Origin of the sequence: Vibrio sp. 10N.286.51.C3 (assembly GCF_003050065.1) — a bacterium.
In the GTDB taxonomy this organism is placed as follows: Bacteria; Pseudomonadota; Gammaproteobacteria; order Enterobacterales; family Vibrionaceae; genus Vibrio; species Vibrio crassostreae.
Genome location: NZ_PIGC01000006.1, coordinates 238,257 through 256,694 on the forward strand (window position 1 = coordinate 238,257; position 18,438 = coordinate 256,694).

At 44.3% G+C, this 18,438-nt stretch carries 14 protein-coding genes; 11 read left to right on the forward strand and 3 right to left on the reverse strand.

Translation table 11 applies throughout. The annotated features are described in order from the left end of the window. Nucleotides 1-125 precede the first annotated feature (125 nt). The gene (locus CWO27_RS08875; RefSeq protein ID WP_240699535.1) at nt 126-1,547 is read right to left on the reverse strand and encodes an ATP-binding protein; all 1,422 of its coding nucleotides are present in this window, start codon (nt 1,545-1,547) and stop codon (nt 126-128) included. A gap of 243 nt (nt 1,548-1,790) precedes the next feature. Here CWO27_RS08875 and CWO27_RS08880 point away from each other — a divergent pair, with 243 nt between their 5' ends. The 10 genes from CWO27_RS08880 to CWO27_RS08930 all read left to right on the forward strand — a co-directional run bounded on the left by CWO27_RS08880 (nt 1,791) and on the right by CWO27_RS08930 (nt 12,731). Then, entirely contained in the window at nt 1,791-2,324 is a 534-nt protein-coding gene (locus CWO27_RS08880; protein ID WP_050648620.1) for a YbhB/YbcL family Raf kinase inhibitor-like protein, read from the forward strand. Nucleotides 2,325-2,364: 40 nt separating this feature from the next. Next, on the forward strand, nt 2,365-3,150 hold the full coding sequence (locus CWO27_RS08885) for a helix-turn-helix transcriptional regulator (protein WP_107898862.1): 786 nt from the start codon (nt 2,365-2,367) through the stop codon (nt 3,148-3,150). A gap of 133 nt (nt 3,151-3,283) precedes the next feature. Next, nucleotides 3,284-4,615, forward strand: coding sequence for a D-serine ammonia-lyase (locus tag CWO27_RS08890; protein WP_107898863.1), 1,332 nt, complete (start codon nt 3,284-3,286; stop codon nt 4,613-4,615). 149 nt (nt 4,616-4,764) lie between these two features. Beyond that, nucleotides 4,765-5,574, forward strand: coding sequence for a hypothetical protein (locus CWO27_RS08895; protein ID WP_107898864.1), 810 nt, complete (start codon nt 4,765-4,767; stop codon nt 5,572-5,574). Between the two features lie 297 nt (nt 5,575-5,871). After that, nucleotides 5,872-6,894 (forward strand): tryptophan--tRNA ligase, encoded by a 1,023-nt coding sequence (gene trpS / locus CWO27_RS08900; protein ID WP_107898865.1) that lies wholly within the window; start codon nt 5,872-5,874, stop codon nt 6,892-6,894. A 470-nt stretch (nt 6,895-7,364) separates the two neighbouring features. Beyond that, on the forward strand, nt 7,365-9,401 hold the full coding sequence (locus tag CWO27_RS08905; protein WP_107898866.1) for a M4 family metallopeptidase: 2,037 nt from the start codon (nt 7,365-7,367) through the stop codon (nt 9,399-9,401). Nucleotides 9,402-9,610: 209 nt separating this feature from the next. Continuing rightward, the gene (locus tag CWO27_RS08910) at nt 9,611-9,988 is read left to right on the forward strand and encodes a VOC family protein (protein ID WP_107898867.1); all 378 of its coding nucleotides are present in this window, start codon (nt 9,611-9,613) and stop codon (nt 9,986-9,988) included. A gap of 188 nt (nt 9,989-10,176) precedes the next feature. Next, nucleotides 10,177-10,647, forward strand: coding sequence for a hypothetical protein (locus CWO27_RS08915; protein WP_107898868.1), 471 nt, complete (start codon nt 10,177-10,179; stop codon nt 10,645-10,647). Between the two features lie 370 nt (nt 10,648-11,017). Then, nucleotides 11,018-11,878 (forward strand): delta-class carbonic anhydrase, encoded by an 861-nt coding sequence (locus CWO27_RS08925; protein ID WP_107898870.1) that lies wholly within the window; start codon nt 11,018-11,020, stop codon nt 11,876-11,878. Nucleotides 11,879-12,104: 226 nt separating this feature from the next. Next, complete coding sequence (locus tag CWO27_RS08930) at nt 12,105-12,731, forward strand: LysE family translocator (protein ID WP_107898871.1); 627 nt, start codon at nt 12,105-12,107, stop codon at nt 12,729-12,731. A gap of 106 nt (nt 12,732-12,837) precedes the next feature. Here CWO27_RS08930 and CWO27_RS08935 read toward each other — a convergent pair whose 3' ends face one another. Beyond that, entirely contained in the window at nt 12,838-14,220 is a 1,383-nt protein-coding gene (locus CWO27_RS08935; protein ID WP_107898872.1) for an MATE family efflux transporter, read from the reverse strand. Between the two features lie 384 nt (nt 14,221-14,604). On the opposite strand from CWO27_RS08935, the gene CWO27_RS08940 reads away from it, so the two are divergent. Continuing rightward, nucleotides 14,605-15,051, forward strand: coding sequence for a hypothetical protein (locus CWO27_RS08940; RefSeq protein ID WP_076670255.1), 447 nt, complete (start codon nt 14,605-14,607; stop codon nt 15,049-15,051). A gap of 425 nt (nt 15,052-15,476) precedes the next feature. On the opposite strand, the gene gcvP is transcribed toward CWO27_RS08940, so the two are convergent. Then, nucleotides 15,477-18,356 carry an aminomethyl-transferring glycine dehydrogenase gene (gcvP, locus tag CWO27_RS08945; protein WP_107898873.1) on the reverse strand — a complete coding sequence of 960 codons (2,880 nt, stop codon included), beginning with the start codon at nt 18,354-18,356 and terminating at the stop codon, nt 15,477-15,479. Nucleotides 18,357-18,438 lie beyond the last annotated feature (82 nt).

Genomic DNA, 18,438 nt, shown 5'->3' on the forward strand with positions numbered 1-18,438 from the left:
TGGTTTCAATCTCTTGATACTCATTTTTGGAAGCGAGTTGTCCATCAAGAAGGACTTTTCCTTTAGGCGATACCAAAGAAAGAGTTTGGGCTTCTAAGCCTTTGTTGAGTTGCTCAGCAGAGACTTTAATTTATAACCGTGCGATGACAGGCCTGTTCATAAGCTATTTCCAAAATACATCGGGTAGGATTGCGGAGAATAATGAGGCGGCCGTCAGCTTGTTTTATCAAGTGTTCGACAATAGTCAGGCCGATGCCCATATTGTCTTGCTTGTGAGTTTTACTTGGCGTGACACTGGACATGAGTCGTTGTATGGGCGAAGGGAAGTGCCCCTCGTCTTGCACTTCAATAGTCAGCTTGTCTCCGAGTTTGACTTGTACCAAAACTTCACCTCTACCATGTTGTTTGGCATTCTTTATTAGATTATCCAAGCAGATTGTTAGCCAGTAATAAGGCAGGTTCAGTTCAAGTTCACGCGCTTCACATTGATAAGAAATATTGTGCTTTACACACACATGATCGAGCCATTCTTCTAATGATGCGTTTTGCTTTAACAAAGGCTCTGACTGATCCGAACTTAGGTACACTTTGCTGTTTTCTGTGAGCTGAGAGAGCCTTTGATAGTCAGATATTAAACGCCAAACCGCGCTTTGAGTTTCATCAGAAAAGTCATCGTAGCGATTTCTGAACATCTCAACAGTTAAGCCAAGGCTAGCAATGGGCGTACGCAGTTCATGAGTGAGAAGCTGCAAAACGAACTGCCTCTCTTTGCGTTGTTTTGTTCTTAGATATAAGACTCTACCAAGTCCGGAAAGCAACGTTAACAGCAATGAAAAGATCAACGTTTTCATGATTAAGTTGTCATTGCTAGGTTCGCTCAAGCATATGTTGCTGTAACGAAAAGTACAGGTGTCACCCGTCAACGATAGTTCTTGCTGCTCTGCAATAGGTTGCCAAACATCTAAGGGAATGGCTTTCCAGCCTTGTTCGCCACTTAGCCAAAGTACATCGTCTTGTTGCCAAGCGCGGTATCCATTGAGCAGTGCTTCTTTGCCTTGTGCGGTTAGCGTTTTTAGCTTGGAATATAAAGGGTGCTGGGGGTTGGCAATACTCAAAAATGGGCGTATCTGCTCGCTTACGTCGGGGTAAACTGCTAAATAACGATCAGCAAAACTGCCACCTGCAGGGTTTCGTTTGGAGTGTGCTGCAAACCAAACGGAATCCAATGCTTGTTGCTGACACAAAGTGAGTTCGAACTCGATGGCGTCATGTAATGAAGGATTATTGTTTTCAATCGCTCTGCAGTGATCTTGTATTGAGGCTAACGTTGCGATGTCGTCCCAACTGAAATGGTTGAAATTAGGATAACGGCTACTTTCATGAAGCAGAACTTTTGGGTACTGAGCCAACTCTTGTTGAGATACTAAGATTGGGGATGATTGCCAGGTCAGTTGATACAGGGTTTGCCACTTGTCTTGCAAACTTTGGGCATTGGCTAAAGTTGGGAGCCAAAAGGTCAAGCAAAGGGCTAAGGTAAACCTGCGCATCCAATCATTCTCATTAAAAGTCGTGAGGCGAGTCTAAAGACTTTTGGGTGAGATTTGTAACCTGAATGTCAACAAGTGCTCCCTTAACAGCAAACTGTCGAGTGGATCATGCTTTTAAATAATAAGATGAAATTACAGTAAGTATCATTTGATTCCGATAAATTAGATAATTATGTACTTATTGTCATTAATAAGCATGTGGGAAGGACTATACTCAACTCATACCAAATAAGAGGAACCATCATGAAACTAATCATCAAATCAGTATTGGCAATCAGTATTTTGGCTGCGGGCTCTGCTCAGGCGTTCGAATTAACCAGCAACGATATTCAAGAAGGTCATCCAATGGCGAAGACTTTTGAATACTCAAGTTGGGGTTGTGACGGCGATAACCTATCACCACAGTTAATGTGGAAAGATGCACCAGCAGGAACCAAAAGCTTTGCAATCACGGCGTATGACCCAGATGCTCCGACAGAAAGTGGTTTCTGGCATTGGGTTGCGTTTGATATCCCTGCGACTGTTAACGAGCTACCTCGCGGTGTCGATATATCTAAAGTCGGTGGCAAAGAAGGTCGCATTGATTACGGTACAGTTGGTTACGGTGGCGTCTGTCCTCCTGAAAAAGATGGCATGCACCGCTACCAGTTCACGGTTTGGGCATTACCAACGGATAAGCTTAATCTAGACGAAAATACGCCGTCGGCAGTGGTTGGATTCACGTTGAACAGTATGGCTTTAGACAAAGCGAAACTGACCGCAACTTATACGCGTTAATAGCTTATACACGTTGATAATAAGTAAACAAGGGGATGAGATGAATCATCAATACCAAGTGACGATCTTTCGTGCCGAGCAGTTACAAAAGCTACGTAATGTGAGGATTCTATCCCCTAGTATCATTCAGATCATTACAGGCAGTAAGCGCCTGTTTTGGAAAGACTCAGCGGCAGAACTCTCACATTCTGAGCTGTTGCTGTGTGAGGCATCAGCTTCACTAAGCTTTGAGAACATGCCCCACAAAGGGCGCTTCTTTTCGCGAGTATTCAGCTTTCAATTACAACCTTCTCAGGCGATGCTTGATTTAAGTGAGGAACGGTCGAATGAGCTGGGGTTGCCTACGGTGCAAGCGGACCGAAACTTACAAGACTCACTCAACGCGCTGTTTTCGTTTGATACACAGAACATGAGCAAAGAGACTCAACAGTTTTGGTTGCAGGGCTTATACCAGCAACTGGCTGAAAAAGGGGTGTTGCATCGACTCTTTGTCAGTGCCAACGTTTCGTTTAGCCAAAAGCTCAGCCATTATCTTTCACATTCACCAGATGAGAAGCATCCGCTAGAGTCGGTGGCGGAGCGTTTTGCGATGAGCCGCGCGACACTGATCCGAAAGCTAAAACTGGAAGGTATGCAATATCGTGAGGTATTAGCAGAAGTGCGTTTAAGCCATGCTTTGTATCTTATGCAAAATGGCCAACACAATGTCACGATGCTCGCTCAATCTTGTGGTTACCAGTCTGAAGGACGTTTTAGTCAGCGCTTTAAGGGTAAGTTTGGTCTGTCGCCAAGTGAGTACATCAAGACGGTTGCCTCAAGGGCATAGTAAGGGAAATACCATCCTATTGACGTTAGACATAAGTATAGGTTATTGAATCATTTCTCGATTACGGCTCTAATAGGCTGCACACCAAGTGATTGAAATAGCGCAGAACGCTAAATACCAGAGAAGGTAGCCCATGATCGAACTGAATCTAAATAACCTCACCAACGACTTTCCATTACTAAATAAGCTTATGGCGCTCGAAGAGGTGGTTTGGTTTAACCCAAATGTCACAACACTAGACCAAGGGTTACCTTATGTCGGCTTGGATGAGCAAGACATCCATGATGCGAGCTTGAGGTTACAAAGGTTTGCTCCTTATCTAGCCAAAGCATTTCCTGAAACTCAAGTGACCAATGGCATCATCGAGTCTGAGCTTGTTGAGATCCCATCGATGAAATCAGCATTGGAAGCGCATTATCAGCAGCCTATTAAAGGGCGTTTGATGATGAAGAAAGACAGCCATTTACCGATTTCAGGTTCAATCAAAGCTCGTGGTGGTATTTATGAAGTACTAACGCATGCCGAAAAGCTAGCGATTAAAGGCGGATTACTGTGTGAGAGTGATGACTACAGTAAGCTGTTTGAACCTGAGTTTCGTGACTTCTTTAAGCAATACAGCATAGCGGTAGGTTCAACGGGTAACCTTGGTATGTCGATTGGCATCATGAGTGCGAAACTCGGCTTTACGGTTTCCGTTCATATGTCGGCAGACGCAAGAGCTTGGAAGAAAAACAAACTTCGTGAGCATGGCGTCCATGTTGTTGAATATAAACAAGATTATGGCGTTGCCGTAGAACAAGGCCGTAAAGAGGCACAACAAGATCCTAGATGCTTTTTCATTGACGATGAAAACTCGCAAACCTTGTTCCTTGGTTATTCGGTGGCAGGAGAAAGACTTAAACAACAATTTGAACAACAGGGCATTGTGGTTGATGAACAGCATCCGTTGTTTGTTTACTTGCCATGCGGCGTGGGTGGCGGGCCAGGTGGTGTTGCATTTGGTTTAAAGATGGCTTTTGGTGATGATGTTCACTGCATTTTTGCTGAGCCGACTCATTCTCCTTGCATGTTGCTGGGTGTTCACACTGGTTTGCATGATGAGATTGCAGTGCAAGATCTTGGTATCGATAACCTCACCGCTGCCGACGGTTTGGCGGTAGGACGGGCATCTGGCTTTGTCGGTCGAGCCATGGAACGTTTGCTTGATGGTTACTACACATTAACTGATGAACGTATGTACCAATTGTTAGGCGTATTGAACCAAGCCGAGGGTATTCAATTAGAACCTTCTGCACTGGCTGGTATGCCGGGGGCTATTCATGTTGAACACAACAGTGAATATCTGGAGAGGTTAGGCATCACTGAATCAACGTTAGCGAACGCGACTCATCTTGTTTGGGCAACCGGTGGCGGTATGGTTCCAGAGCAAGAAATGGCAGCGTATCTGGCTAAGTCTTCGTTGTAAATCGAACGCAGGTGGATGATTTACGCGTTTAAATGAGACAATAACTTGCGCAGATCGTTATCCAAAACACACGTTTTATAAATTAAGCTTCTTAGATGTTCTAACTATCAGTTAGGTTGAGTAGCATTCAACTTGATAGGGACATAACGATGCAAGCCGATAAAACGATTCAATCGAGTAAAAAAGAAACGCGACAGGTGGTCAATACACCAGAAAAACTACTGCAACGTTTAGATGCGATTGGAGGTTCTTTAAGAGCTTCTGGTAAGGCGCATGCCTTGTTGGGGCTTGGTTCAGTTGGCATTGAAACGGAGCGACTGGATCAATACTCAGACGTCGATTTCTTTGCGATAGTGCAAACGGGGCACAAGCAGTATTTCTTAGACAGTTTGCATTGGTTATCTGACATTCATTCAATCGACTACGCGGTAAGGAATACGGTCGACGGCTATAAGGTGCTCTATGCAGACGGGGTGTTCTGTGAGTTTGCGGTGTTTGAACCACATGAATTAGCACATATTCCGTTTGCTGAAGGGCGAATCGTTTGGCGGGAAGCTGACTTTGATACTCAGTGTTGTATTCCACCACAAAAGACAGCGGTAGAGGCTAATTCCCAAGACTGGATCATAGGTGAAGCTCTCACCAATCTTTATGTGGGTATGTCTCGCTATAACCGAGGTGAAAAGCTGTCGGGCAGTCGGTTCGTCCAATCTTACGCACTCGATCGTTTGATCGATCTTGTGGGTCAAACGGAAAGCTCACAACCTGAATTCGTCGATGAGTTTATGTCTGATAGAAGGCTAGAAGCGCGCTTCCCTAAGTTTGCTCAGTTACTGCCAACCTTTACTCAAGGCTACGAACGCACGGCGGAATCGGCTCTGGCACAGCTTGAGTTTTTGAACGTTCACTTTAACGTCAATCAAGCAATGCGTTCTAGAATTATTGATTTATGTAATTAATACATTTGCTTACGATATGCATCTTTAATAGTTTGCTGTTTTGAAACGCCTCGAAAAGCGATTTCGGTACGTTAGTTTTATTACCTACCAATAAAAGTGTTGTCGTTAACCCTTATTGTTGGTAGATTTTAATAATGAAATTTACTTCTGCTTCAACTTCAATTTTCTTTTGGTGGTGCTCTATCTAGAGCAGCACGGAATACTCACATTCTTTAGCTGCTGGAAGGTAGTTAAGAATGTCACCAAGAATGTCGTTTCTTTTTATCTCCAGTAGCTTTTATTACTTGGAGATACCCCATGAAAACACCTCAAAATACGAACAAACCGGAAATTATTCTTACTGGCGACCGAGCGACTGGCCCTTTGCATTTGGGGCATTATGTAGGTTCACTTCAGCAGAGGACTTCATTGCAGCATATTCACGACCAAACGATATTGGTCGCTGACATGCAAGGGCTTACCGACAACGCTCATAATCCCTCAAAGGTTTCATCTAACATCCTCAACGTTGTTGCTGATTATCTAGCGGTAGGTATCGACCCAACAAAAACCACGATTTGCCTCCAGTCTCAGTTACCAGCACTGGCCGAACTCACCATGTTTTACAGTAACCTTGTTTCTATCGCTCGTTTGGAACGCAACCCAACAGTTAAAAGCGAGATTCAAAACAAGGAGTTTGGTCGCTCAATTCCAGCTGGTTTTCTGACTTATCCGATTTCACAGGCGGCTGATATCACGGCGTTTAACGCGACCTTGATTCCGGTGGGTGACGACCAATTGCCAATGCTAGAACAGACCAACGAGATCGTGAGAAAAGTTAACTCACTCGTGGGCAAGCCAATTTTAAATGAGTGTAAACCTCTGCTTAGTAATGCCTCTCGTCTTCCGAGCACCGACGGCAAAAGTAAGATGTCGAAATCAATGGGCAACGCTATCAACTTAGGTGCGACAGAGAAAGAGATTCGTGCCGCAGTCAAATCCATGTATACCGATCCAAATCATCTACGAATCGAAGATCCGGGCCAAGTTGAAGGGAACATCGTGTTTACCTATCTTGATGCTTTCCATACTGACGCTCAGTACGTCAATGAACTAAAAGATCACTATCGCAGAGGCGGGTTAGGGGATGGCCAAACTAAGAAGGTATTGGAAGAGTGTCTACAAGAGATGATTCGCCCGATTAGAGCACGCAGAGCTGAATTATTAGACGACAAAGCACAGCTCATTGATATTTTACGCAAAGGTACACAGGTATCGAGAGAGAAAACAGAAGCCGTTTTATTCGATGTAAAGGACGTGTTTGGGCTGAATATACTCTGATTGACGGCAATGGCACTTGTTAAGATAGCCAACAATAAATTGGTCATTTGCATGCTTAATAAACACTAGGTTAAGTCCGCACGCTAGGTAATACACCCTTATTACGATTTTGCACGAAACCGTCTTTAACGATTTTCGGGCTCTGAATCTAATAGGGGTGAGTTGGCGCTGTTATTTGAAAATCGATATCGAACCTTAATCTCGTAACGATTCGAAGCATGAAATTTCCGAGTATTGTCGGAAATTAGATACCCCTCCATATTTTACGTCGATTTGTTGAGTTGTTGCTAAGTGGCGGAAAGTATGGGTTTTTTGACTCCCCACCTCACTTTTATTTTCGTGAAAGATTATCTTCTGAATCAATGTCACATATAAAACTAAATGCATTTAATCATGCGCATAATCTATCGTTAAGATGCGCGCTCATCCAGTGGGTGAATTTATAAAAACAAAAATTATAAAGGTGATGTATGCGTGGTACACATTTACTAATGCTATTCCCAATAGCGTTTACTTCTCAAGCTGCCAATGTAGTGAATTATTCCGATGTCGATCTATCAATCATTCTAAATCAAAAAAATCAGGGCTTTAGTGCTGTAAGTCAACCACTTGCTTACTATGAAGCAAGTCGAGTCGATACCGGTACAACGACACTCCTGCGTAAACAACAGCTCCACTATGGCATTCCGGTTTATGGTCAGTCAGTGGTGGTTGATCATTCTCAGCAAGGCATTGCTCAAGCAATAGACGGGCAAGTTTTAACGGGTATCGAAGCTGATATCGGTTCTACTTTGCCGATAATCAACGCCCAGCAAGCAATAGCGATTGCTAAGTCACAGCACAAGGGCGTGGCTGCAGCTACGATTCGTAATCCAAATGCTGACCTCCTCATTTGGCTTGATGAACAGCAACAAGCACACCTGATTTATAAAGTTGATTTCTTACAAACAAAAGGTATGGGACCTTCACGACCAATTACGCTTGTAGACGCTAAATCTGGCGAGCTACTCGATCAGTGGGAAGGTATTGCGTTCATTGATGCCGAAGGCCCTGGTGGAAACGAGAAAAGCGGTCGTTACTATTTTGGCCCGAATACTCAATACGGTGGTTTCCAGGTTAACTCATATTGCCAGATGGACAGTCAAAACGTTGTTACGATGAATATGAATAATCGCCAAGACTATGGTCAGGTTCATCAGTTTGCCTGTAATGGTAATTACGGTAGGAACGTCAATGATTACCGTGCGATTAACGGCGCGTATGCACCAATGAACGATGCACATTACTTCGGCCAGCGTGTTTTTGACATGTACAAAGAGTGGTTGAACACTCGTCCTATCCAGCAAAAACTAACGATGCGTGTGCACTACGGTTCGAACTACGGCAATGCATTCTGGGATGGCCAACAGATGACGTTTGGTGATGGTAACCAATCTATGTATCCATTGGCGACGTGGGATGTGATCGCGCATGAGGTAAGCCACGGTTTTACTGAACAAAATTCAAACCTTGAGTACCGCGGTCAGTCGGGCGGCATGAATGAGTCTTTCTCTGATGTGGCTGCAGCGGCTTTAAGCGAATATGTTCATGGCAGCTTTAACTGGAAGATGGGTGAGCACGTAATGAAGTACAGCCCTGCGATGCGCTATTTCATTCAACCTAGCCAAGATGGTATGTCTATCGATCACGTTAACCAATATTACAACGGGATTGACGTTCACCACAGCTCGGGTATTTTCAACAAAGCATTCTACCATCTAGCCACCAGCAACGGTTGGGACATTAAAAAGGCGTTCATGACTTACGCTACGGCAAACCAACTTTATTGGACATCAAAATCGAACTTCCAATCAGGTGCGGAAGGGGTTTGTAAGGCGGCACAAAAGCTAGGTTATGAAGCATCTGCGGTGCGTAATGCGTTTAGTCAGGTAGGCGTTAATGTCCAAAACTGTGGTTCTGGTCAGCCGAATCCAAACCCTAATCCACCGACACCAACTCCGGGCATCAACAATTTAGAATTGAACGTTCCTGCGCCTGTGTTGAGTAGCGGTAACGATCAACAGCAGTTTGTTCTGAAGAACAGCTCTGAAGGTGATGTTTGGATCCAAACTTACAATGGTTACGGTAACGTCGATCTATATGTTGCTATCGGTCGTCCAGCATCATCAAATGACTACGATTGTTCGTCTACTAACTTGGATAACAACGAGTACTGTGGCTTTGGTGGTATACAAGGGGATGATATCTACGTAATGGTATCGGGTGCGCAAGGGTCAACAGACGCTTATGTAGCGGTCAGCACTGTACTAGAACTGCCAAACCCTAGTCCTCAACCTGATCCTCAGGACATGTGTGTGGATGTGCCAGAATGGAGCCCGAATATTTTCTACCCAGCTGGGGCGTCGGTTCAATATTGGGGCAACCGTTTTACGTCTACAACAGATAACTGGGGGGCTGATCCGTTTGAAAACTATTGGTACTGGACGCATGAAGGTTTATGTCACTAATTTAACCAATCAATTTAGTTAGAATAACGCTGCAAAGGGAGTACTTAGAAGTGCTCCCTTTATTCGTTGATAATGGGATCTATAGCCGTAAAAGGCTGTTGTATCACTTTTCTAAGCGTTAGATTATGAGTGAATAACGCTCTGGATTTTTATCAAATCTTGTAGAGGAGTTAATTAGCAGGCCTGTCACTTACGGAGAGCAATCATTTATGGATATCAGTCACTTAGATCACCTTGTATTAACCGTTAAAGATATCGAGATAACGGTAGACTTCTATCAGAGAGTGTTGGGGATGAAACCGATTCAGTTTGGTGAGGAGCGCTGGGCACTGTCGTTTGGTAACCAAAAGATAAATCTTCATCAGCAAGGGCAGGAGTTCGAACCTAAGGCTAAGCATGTACAAGCGGGGAGTGCCGACCTATGTTTCATCACCAACACACCGATTGATGAGGTATTCGATCATATTACGGGACAACGTGTCACTATAGAGGAGGGCCCTGTAGAGCGAACCGGTGCAGTGGCCAAGATCACCTCAATTTACCTCCGCGACCCTGATGGTAATCTGATTGAGGTATCAAACTATTAAGGTCAGTCATCACTACCTATGAAATTATCTTAACGAACTTTAAGTTTAGCTGAGAGTAAACTATTGATTCATCAAGTAGTAAGTAATTATGTACACATCTGGTTACGACAAAACAAGCGTGTCACTGGAACTCCTAGCATAAGTTACTTACAATTGAACAATGTTTTATTAATCCAGTCCCAATCGTCATGGTCAGAAAATTAATCATAATAACTATTAGCCTGTTGCTTTTATCCGCTTGTGCGACAACAAGTGAAAATCAAACCGACGAAAATACATCAAGCAATGAGAATGTGCTTAATAACAGCGTCGAAAAGGCTGTGGTCAAGGAGACGGCAAGTGAAGTGGCCATTGAGCCTGTCGCAAATAACGTTAACGAGAGTTCCTTTATTACTGCAGATACCAGTGATATCAATAGCGATGGAGATTCGGCTTCTCATGAATTGAGTGAACCAGCAAAAACTAATCAACAGATGCAAGTGACAGATAAACAAGTCACCGAGGATCATGCAAGGGTTCACAGTGAAAAAGGCTTAGGTAATCATATATTCAATAACGGGCCTACGAAGCAGGTCATAAAATCATTGGAAGGTGTGACAGATGCTTTAAATGTCATGACTTTCGGAATATTTGCTTCAGGAACGCGACCAGCACAATAGCTCGATTTTAAAAACTAGTACTAAACAAAAAAGGCGAACCATGTGGTTCGCCTTTTTTGTTTCTGATTAGGTGACTGGCAGTCAGCTCGTCAGGATTACGTAACGTCTTGTTTGCGCTCACTAACACAATATGAGCTGGACTCGAGTAAGGGGCAGGTCAGCACAGCTCGGTATTTACTTGTTATAGAAGGGGCTCGCCGTATTTAACCTGTTGATCTTGTTATATGCACCAAGGATTTGAATACTCTCCCAAAGTAAGCGATGAAATCTAATCTTACAAAGACAAGGCTTATATTCATGTGTGAGCATAGTAAGATGTTTGCTGTTAAGTTTGGTTTAAGTTTAGCTATCAACATTCTAGGGAAGAAATATGAACAACAAGAGTGTGTTTTTAAGCGTCGCGATGGTGATGTTATCTGCTCAAGCAAACGCATCAGACGCGAACCATGAGTCTGTTTCAGATGGTGTTATCGCAGAACAAAGAGCGAAGCTTTCTGAAAATACCCAAGGGCAAGGTTTTGGTCCGCAAGCGCCTCGTGATCTAGGTTCAGTAGAAGGAACAAACGCTCGATTGTTTTCTGATGCGCCAGATTCAACAGCCATGAACCTATGTAATATCCACTTCCATAAGAACGCAGAGCACAAAGGTGGCGAGTTTACCCAATACGCTGGTAACGGTGATGGCAAGGGTTTCCAGAGTGGCTTTAAATACACTGGTAAGCTAAGTGAGGCTGAACTAAAACCATTTGAGGGCAAGGTTTGTCCGAGCGAGCATGGTTCTTTGCATTCGGGCGATACCATCGAAGTGCATTACGTGTATTCAACGGCACAAGTAGAGCCGGGTGAAACACTGGGTGCTTGTTTCAACGATGCGATTACCAATCCGCAACTGCGTGTGGAGACCCAAGTATACGTATTAGTGAATGACGACAAAGCACTCGAGTTCGAAGCATTGGCTAAGCACTCAAAAGTGAATGGATTGCACCAAGCAACCAACATCCCACAAGATACGGGTTCAGCGATTCAATACGCAGGTTCAACAACGGGCCCAGGTTACAACGAGCAAGGTTCACCTTTCCAAGTAACATGGAGTGTTCGTCCACAAGTAGCGAAAGTAAACATCGCGACAGTCGGGAACTGGTGTGAAGGCAATGACTTTAACGAAGACCACGCCCACGGTGTGAGAAACTTGGTGGTTAACCCTGAGCTGTTGTCACCAATGGCGAACTAATCTTGCTACGTTGATTCGTAGTCAATATTTTGTAGAGGCGAGCCATTAGGTTCGCTTTTTTATTACCTTAGATAAAACACTTGGTGCTTTGTGGGGAAATTACGTATGACAGTTATTCAAACATGAGCTTTTTGAATCTTCGCAGACCAAAACACTCTTTACCTGAATCGAAACTCCATGATACGTTCGTGATCAATCATGTTGGGTTATAAGTAAGGACAAGCCAATGTCATTAGAAGGCGCAGTTACATTCTTTATTGCCATGTTTATATTTGGCATTACTCCGGGTCCCGGTGTATTTGCGATTTTGGCTCGTGGTATGGTCGATGGGTGGCGAAAGTGCATTTCTCTTTCTGTAGGAATGATATGCAGTGATCTGATTTATCTTGCGCTTGCCTGTTTTGGTCTAGCGACGATTGCTGAGAACTGGTCGTTTGCTTTTGAGGTGATTCGCTACGTTGGTGCCGCTTATTTGATTTACTTGGGCTACAAGATGTTTAAGAGCCTACCTGAAGTGCAAGGCACAGCTGAGCTCGCAGCAAAACAAAGTCAGAAATCGGAACTCGCCAGTTTCGCACAAGGCTTTTTGATTTCAGCATCAAACCCGAAAGTGATTTTGTTCTATATTTCATTCTTGCCAACGTTTATTGATCTGACTGTTTTGCGTTCACAAGATATCGTCTTGGTTTCTGTTTTAGCGGCGGTTGCTTTGATGTCCGGTTTAATGATCATTGCAATGGGCGCGGGCAGAATGGCAAGTTTACTTAAAACACCACGCGCTCATAAAAGATTAAACCAAAGTGCTGGTGGAATAATGATTGCGGCTGGTTCATATTTGGCGATAAACAGATAAACAGATAAACAGATAAACAGATAAACACAGTTCAATTTAGATAAAAAAAGCGCGTTATTGCCGAGTAGCAGTAACGCGCTTTTTTGTATTAGATTATTGGTCTATCTTAGTTTGCTAATGCAGCATCTGCTAGTGGCAAGTCACGCTGCTTAATCACGTATCGCAAGCGAATTAACATCAGCGTCGCTGAAACGCTCAAGCCCGTTAGAATACCAATCCAAAAGCCTTCTTCACCCATTGCAGGAACAATGTGGTCTGTTAGTCCTAGCACCATGCCGAGTGGCAGTGCCAAGCCCCAGTATGAAGCGATAGCTAAGATCATTGGGATCTTAGTATCTTTATAACCACGTAATGCACCGTTAGCGGATGTTTGTAATGCATCACTGAACTGGTACATCGCAGTAAAGGTCAACAATACTGCTGCCGTAGCGCTTATTGCAGGGTCGGTGGTGTAAAGTCTAATGATCCACTCTGGGAACAGCAGGAACATCGCAACTGAAAGTAATGAAATCAACGCGGCAACCAAAATACCGACTTTGCTGCGTTCAATTGCGCCTAGTTCGTCTTTCTCGCCTAGTGCATGTCCAACACGAATCGTAATGCCAAATGAGATACTCATAGGAATCACGTAAGTTAGGCTCGATATATTCAGAGCAATTTGCGCCGCTGCCACGTTCTCTGCACCAATACGACCAATCATCAGAGCGATTACCGCAAAGATACTGCCACATACCGCGATGTTCATCCCGATAGGTAAACCTAATCTTAGAAGGTGAAGCATTTGTTTAGCTTTTGGTTTTGCATCTGAAAAGTTGATGATGGTTTTGTAGTGGTGGTGACCTTTAATGTAGGAATACAGCATTCCCGACATTAACCAATACACCAAACTTGTTGCCCAACCACAACCTACAGCGCCCATTTCAGGGAAGCCGAACTTACCGTAGATAAGTACGTAGTTGACCGGAATATTCACCAACAACCCAACCACCGAAATGATCATTGGTACTTTGGTGTTGTTCATACCCTCACAGAAGCCATTCAAGGTGTAGAACAGGGCAATTCCCGGCACACCGAAGGCTAGGGCAAACGCATAATCGCTGCCGATAGGAATGATCTCAGCGGCAACCCCAATCCATTCTAAGATCGGTTTAGCACTCACCAAGTAAGCGATAAGTAGCACACTCGCGATTAATGCCAACCAAACCATCTGGAAGAATTCAACAGAGATACTTTGAAAGTCGCGTGCGCCGCGGTGGTAAGCGACAACAGGCGTTAACGCCATAATCACGCCACGTAGCAACAACAACACGGGAATCCAAAGGCTGGTGCCAAGTGCAATAGCGGCGAGATCGGCAGGGCTTACTTGGCCAGCCATTGTCGTATCGACAAATCCCATCGCTTGGGTAGCTATTTGAGTCAAAATGATTGGAATCGAAAGATGCATAAGCGCACCCGATTCACGAGTAAAAGGACGAAATTTCGTTAGCATGGAAGTTCACAACACCAATATAAATACACGAATGATGGCAGGATGGCCGGTGTGTATTTTAGGATGTGCCCGTTGGGCGGGCGACAATATAAACACCTTACCGTATAGGGTCAAGCTTTGGGTTAAGTTAGTCGGATTGTTAAAATATAGAATTAAATTCTATGAATGCTATACAAAGTTCAATCATATTAATCAATGATTGATAACGCTCTGAACTGGATTAAACGTTTATTTTTCAAATGAATATTTATAAATTTGACATCATTCAATGTTATGTAATTACAAGTAGATGTACAATTAGTGGCATAGGGTTTTAAGAAGAAGTCTTTACCTTCAAGTACACAGATTCTGTGGCTATTCATTACAATTAGATTAAGGGTAAAAATGAAAAACAAAAAGGCGCTTGTCGGCACTCTGTTAAGTGTTCTAGTTTCTGGCAATGCTGTTGCTGGTGTTTACACCGATGAACTTACGAAATGTTTGGTGAGCTCAACAACTAAAGAAGATAGGGTTGAGCTTGTAAAGTGGATGTTTTTAGCTGTGTCTGCTCATCCTGCTGTAGACAAAGTTTCTGCAGCGACTCCCAGTCAAATGGATGAGTCAAACAAAAATGTCGCTAAGTTATCTATGCGCCTGACAACTGAAGCTTGCTTGGAGCAAACGAAAGACGCAATCGCCTATGAAGGAGATGTTGCGTTGGAAAAAAGTTTTCAAATCTTGGGTGAAGTGGCAGGTAAAGAGATGTTCTCACATCCTGAAGTAATAAAAAGCATGGCGGGACTAGATAAGCATTTAGATAGCCAAAGAGTAATGGCTCTTTTGAAGTTGTAATAACTTAAAGAGGATATCACCAATAAAAGTATTCTAAATGAGGTGTGGGTAACTATTATAAGCCCTCCTATGCGCGCGCGGAGAAGAGTTAATTTATCACCCGGGCAACAAACAGTTAGAAGCTATAATCTTCAAGCTTTTTGGAAGTGAAACATTTATCTATCTACTGCCACAAAGCCAGCAGAAACACAAAAAGACCAATTCCAATCGTGACTTTTAGAAGCAAGCCAAGAGGGGCTCCACCTTTTGGCGCTTTGTTACAACATCCCATCATCGTTTCCTCATTCATCATTGGATTTATTTTACCTTAAACCTTTCCCTTACGGTAAGGTCAACCCATTTATTGGTCTTGAATTTCAGACAACAAAAAGGCGAACCGTTTGGTTCGCCTTTTGTTATGTTTCGCTGCTTAGCGCCGCTACGAATTAGTCTTCGTAGTTATCGATGCTTGGGCAAGAACAGATTAGGTTACGGTCGCCGTATACGTTGTCTACACGGTTAACTGTTGGCCAGTACTTCGAGTTCTTGGTTGCTTTCGATGGGAAGCAAGCCAGTTCGCGAGAGTAAGGGTGATCCCATTCTGCGCCAGCTAGGTCAACTTGTGTGTGCGGTGCGTTCACTAGAGGGTTGTTGTCTAGTGGCCATTCACCCGCTTTCACTGCTGCCATTTCGTGACGGATTGCGATCATCGCTTCACAGAAACGGTCTAGCTCTTCTAAATCTTCAGATTCAGTTGGCTCTACCATTAGTGTGCCAGCTACTGGGAAAGACATCGTCGGAGCGTGGAAACCGAAGTCCATTAGACGCTTAGCAATATCTTCTTCGCTGATGCCTGTGTCTTCTTTAAGCGGACGAATATCGATAATACATTCGTGCGCTACGCGGCCGTTAGTGCCACGGTAAAGAACAGGGTAGTGAGGACGTAGTTTTTCCATCACGTAGTTCGCGTTCAGAATCGCTACTTTCGTTGCGTCTGTTAGGCCAGGTTCGCCCATCATTGCGATGTAAGCCCAAGAGATAGGTAGGATAGAAGCACTACCTAGATCTGCAGCTGATACCGCGTAGTCAGAACCTTGTACACCATTTTCGATGTGACCTGGTAGGAAAGGTGCTAGGTGAGATTTAACACCGATAGGACCCATACCCGGTCCACCACCACCGTGTGGGATACAGAATGTTTTGTGTAGGTTCAAGTGAGATACGTCTGAACCGATGAAGCCAGGTGAAGTTAGGCCTACTTGAGCATTCATGTTCGCGCCGTCTAGGTAAACCTGACCGCCCGCTGCGTGCACTTGTTCACACACTTCTTTCACTTGCTCTTCGTATACGCCGTGCGTAGAAGGGTAAGTGATCATGATGCTTGATAGGTTTTCTTTGTGCTTCTCGATTTTCGCTGCCAGGTCTGTCATGTCGATGTTGCCATCTTCATCACACTTAACAACTACTACCTTCATTGAAACCATTGATGCTGTTGCAGGGTTAGTACCGTGCGCAGAGCTTGGAATCAGACAAACGTTACGGTGAGCGTCACCGCGGCTTGCGTGGTAGCGTTGAATCGCGATTAGACCTGCGTATTCGCCAGATGCACCAGAGTTAGGTTGTAGTGAGAAATCGTCGTAACCAGTGATTTCACATAGCTTCTCTTTAAGATCTTTCGCTAGCGCTGTGTAACCCGCTGCTTGATCAAGAGGTGCGAATGGGTGAATAGAACCAAACTCAGGCCATGTTACTGGAATCATCTCAGCAGCAGCGTTCAGCTTCATTGTACAGCTGCCCAGTGGGATCATGCCGTGCGTTAGTGAGAAGTCTTTGTTCTCAAGCTGTTTTAGGTAACGCATCATTTGCGTTTCGCTGTGGTGCGTATTGAATACTGGGTGAGTTAGGAACTCTGATTCACGACGGCAGTTTTCTGGAATTGCTGCAAACTCGTTTGAAGCAATGTCAGAAGATAGTGCTTGAACGTCTTCTTTCACGTCGAAGATTGCAAACAGTGAATTCACGTCGTCGATCGTTGTTGTTTCATCTAAGCTGATACCGATCTTACCCTTAAGAAGGCGAAGGTTGATGTCTGCTGCTTGCGCTTTCGCGTACAGTGCATCTGTCTTCTCTTCAGAGTTGATCGTGATGGTATCGAAGAAGCTGTTGTTCGTTAGCTCGTAACCCGCTTTAGTCAGGCCAGCCGCTAGGATAGCTGTCATGTGGTGTGTACGACGAGCAATAGTACGTAGGCCTTCTGCACCGTGGTAAACCGCGTAGAAAGACGCCATGTTTGCTAGAAGTGCTTGAGCTGTACAGATGTTCGATGTCGCTTTCTCGCGGCGGATGTGTTGCTCACGAGTTTGCATTGCCATACGTAGCGCTTGGTTACCGTGAGTATCGATAGATACACCGATTACACGACCTGGCATTGTACGCTTATGCTTTTCACGAGTACCCATGAATGCAGCGTGTGGACCGCCGTAACCCATAGGAACACCGAAACGTTGCGCTGAACCGATAACTACGTCTGCGCCCATTTCGCCAGCCGGCTTAAGTAGAGCAGAAGCAAGTAGGTCAGTAGCAACTGTAACCAGTGTTTTGTTAGCTTGAGCTTTCGCAATGATGTCTGTTAGGTCGCGAACTTCGCCCGTTGTACTCGGATATTGAAGAAGCGCACCAAATACATCTTGCTCTGGAAGTGTTTCAAGAGCACCAACCATTACTTCAAAACCGATGTACTCAGCACGAGTTTTAACAACTTCTAGTGTTTGAGGGTGAACATCGTCAGCAACGAAGAATACTTTGCTCTTGCTTTTACCAGCACGCTTACACAGTGTCATCGCTTCGCCAGCCGCTGTCGCTTCATCAAGAAGGGATGCGTTCGCGATTTCCATACCGGTTAGGTCCATTACCATTTGTTGGTAATTTAGTAGAGATTCAAGACGACCTTGAGAAATCTCTGGTTGGTATGGTGTGTAAGCTGTGTACCAGCCTGGGTTCTCTAAAACGTTACGTAGAATAACGTTTGGAGTGAATGTGTTGTAGTAGCCTTGGCCAATGAAAGTACGTTTCACTTGGTTTAGGTTAGCGATCTCTTTAAGAGAGGTCAGCATGTCCATTTCGCTCAGTGGCGCAGCAAGTGTCATTGGTTTTTCAAGACGGATTTGTGCAGGAACCGTTTCGTCGATCAGTGCGTCTAAGCTAGTCGCGTTGATCGCATCAAGCATTTTCTGCTGGTCTGCTTTATTAGGGCCGTTATGACGAGCAACAAACTCGTTTTGAGTACCCAAGTCTTTTAGTAATTGGCTTTGAAGTAATTCAGTCATGATATGTTCTACTTTCTCTTTGGAGCCGTGAGCTAGCCCCTAAAATTAAGCTGCTCCAAAGAGCAGCTTTATCGTAATGAGG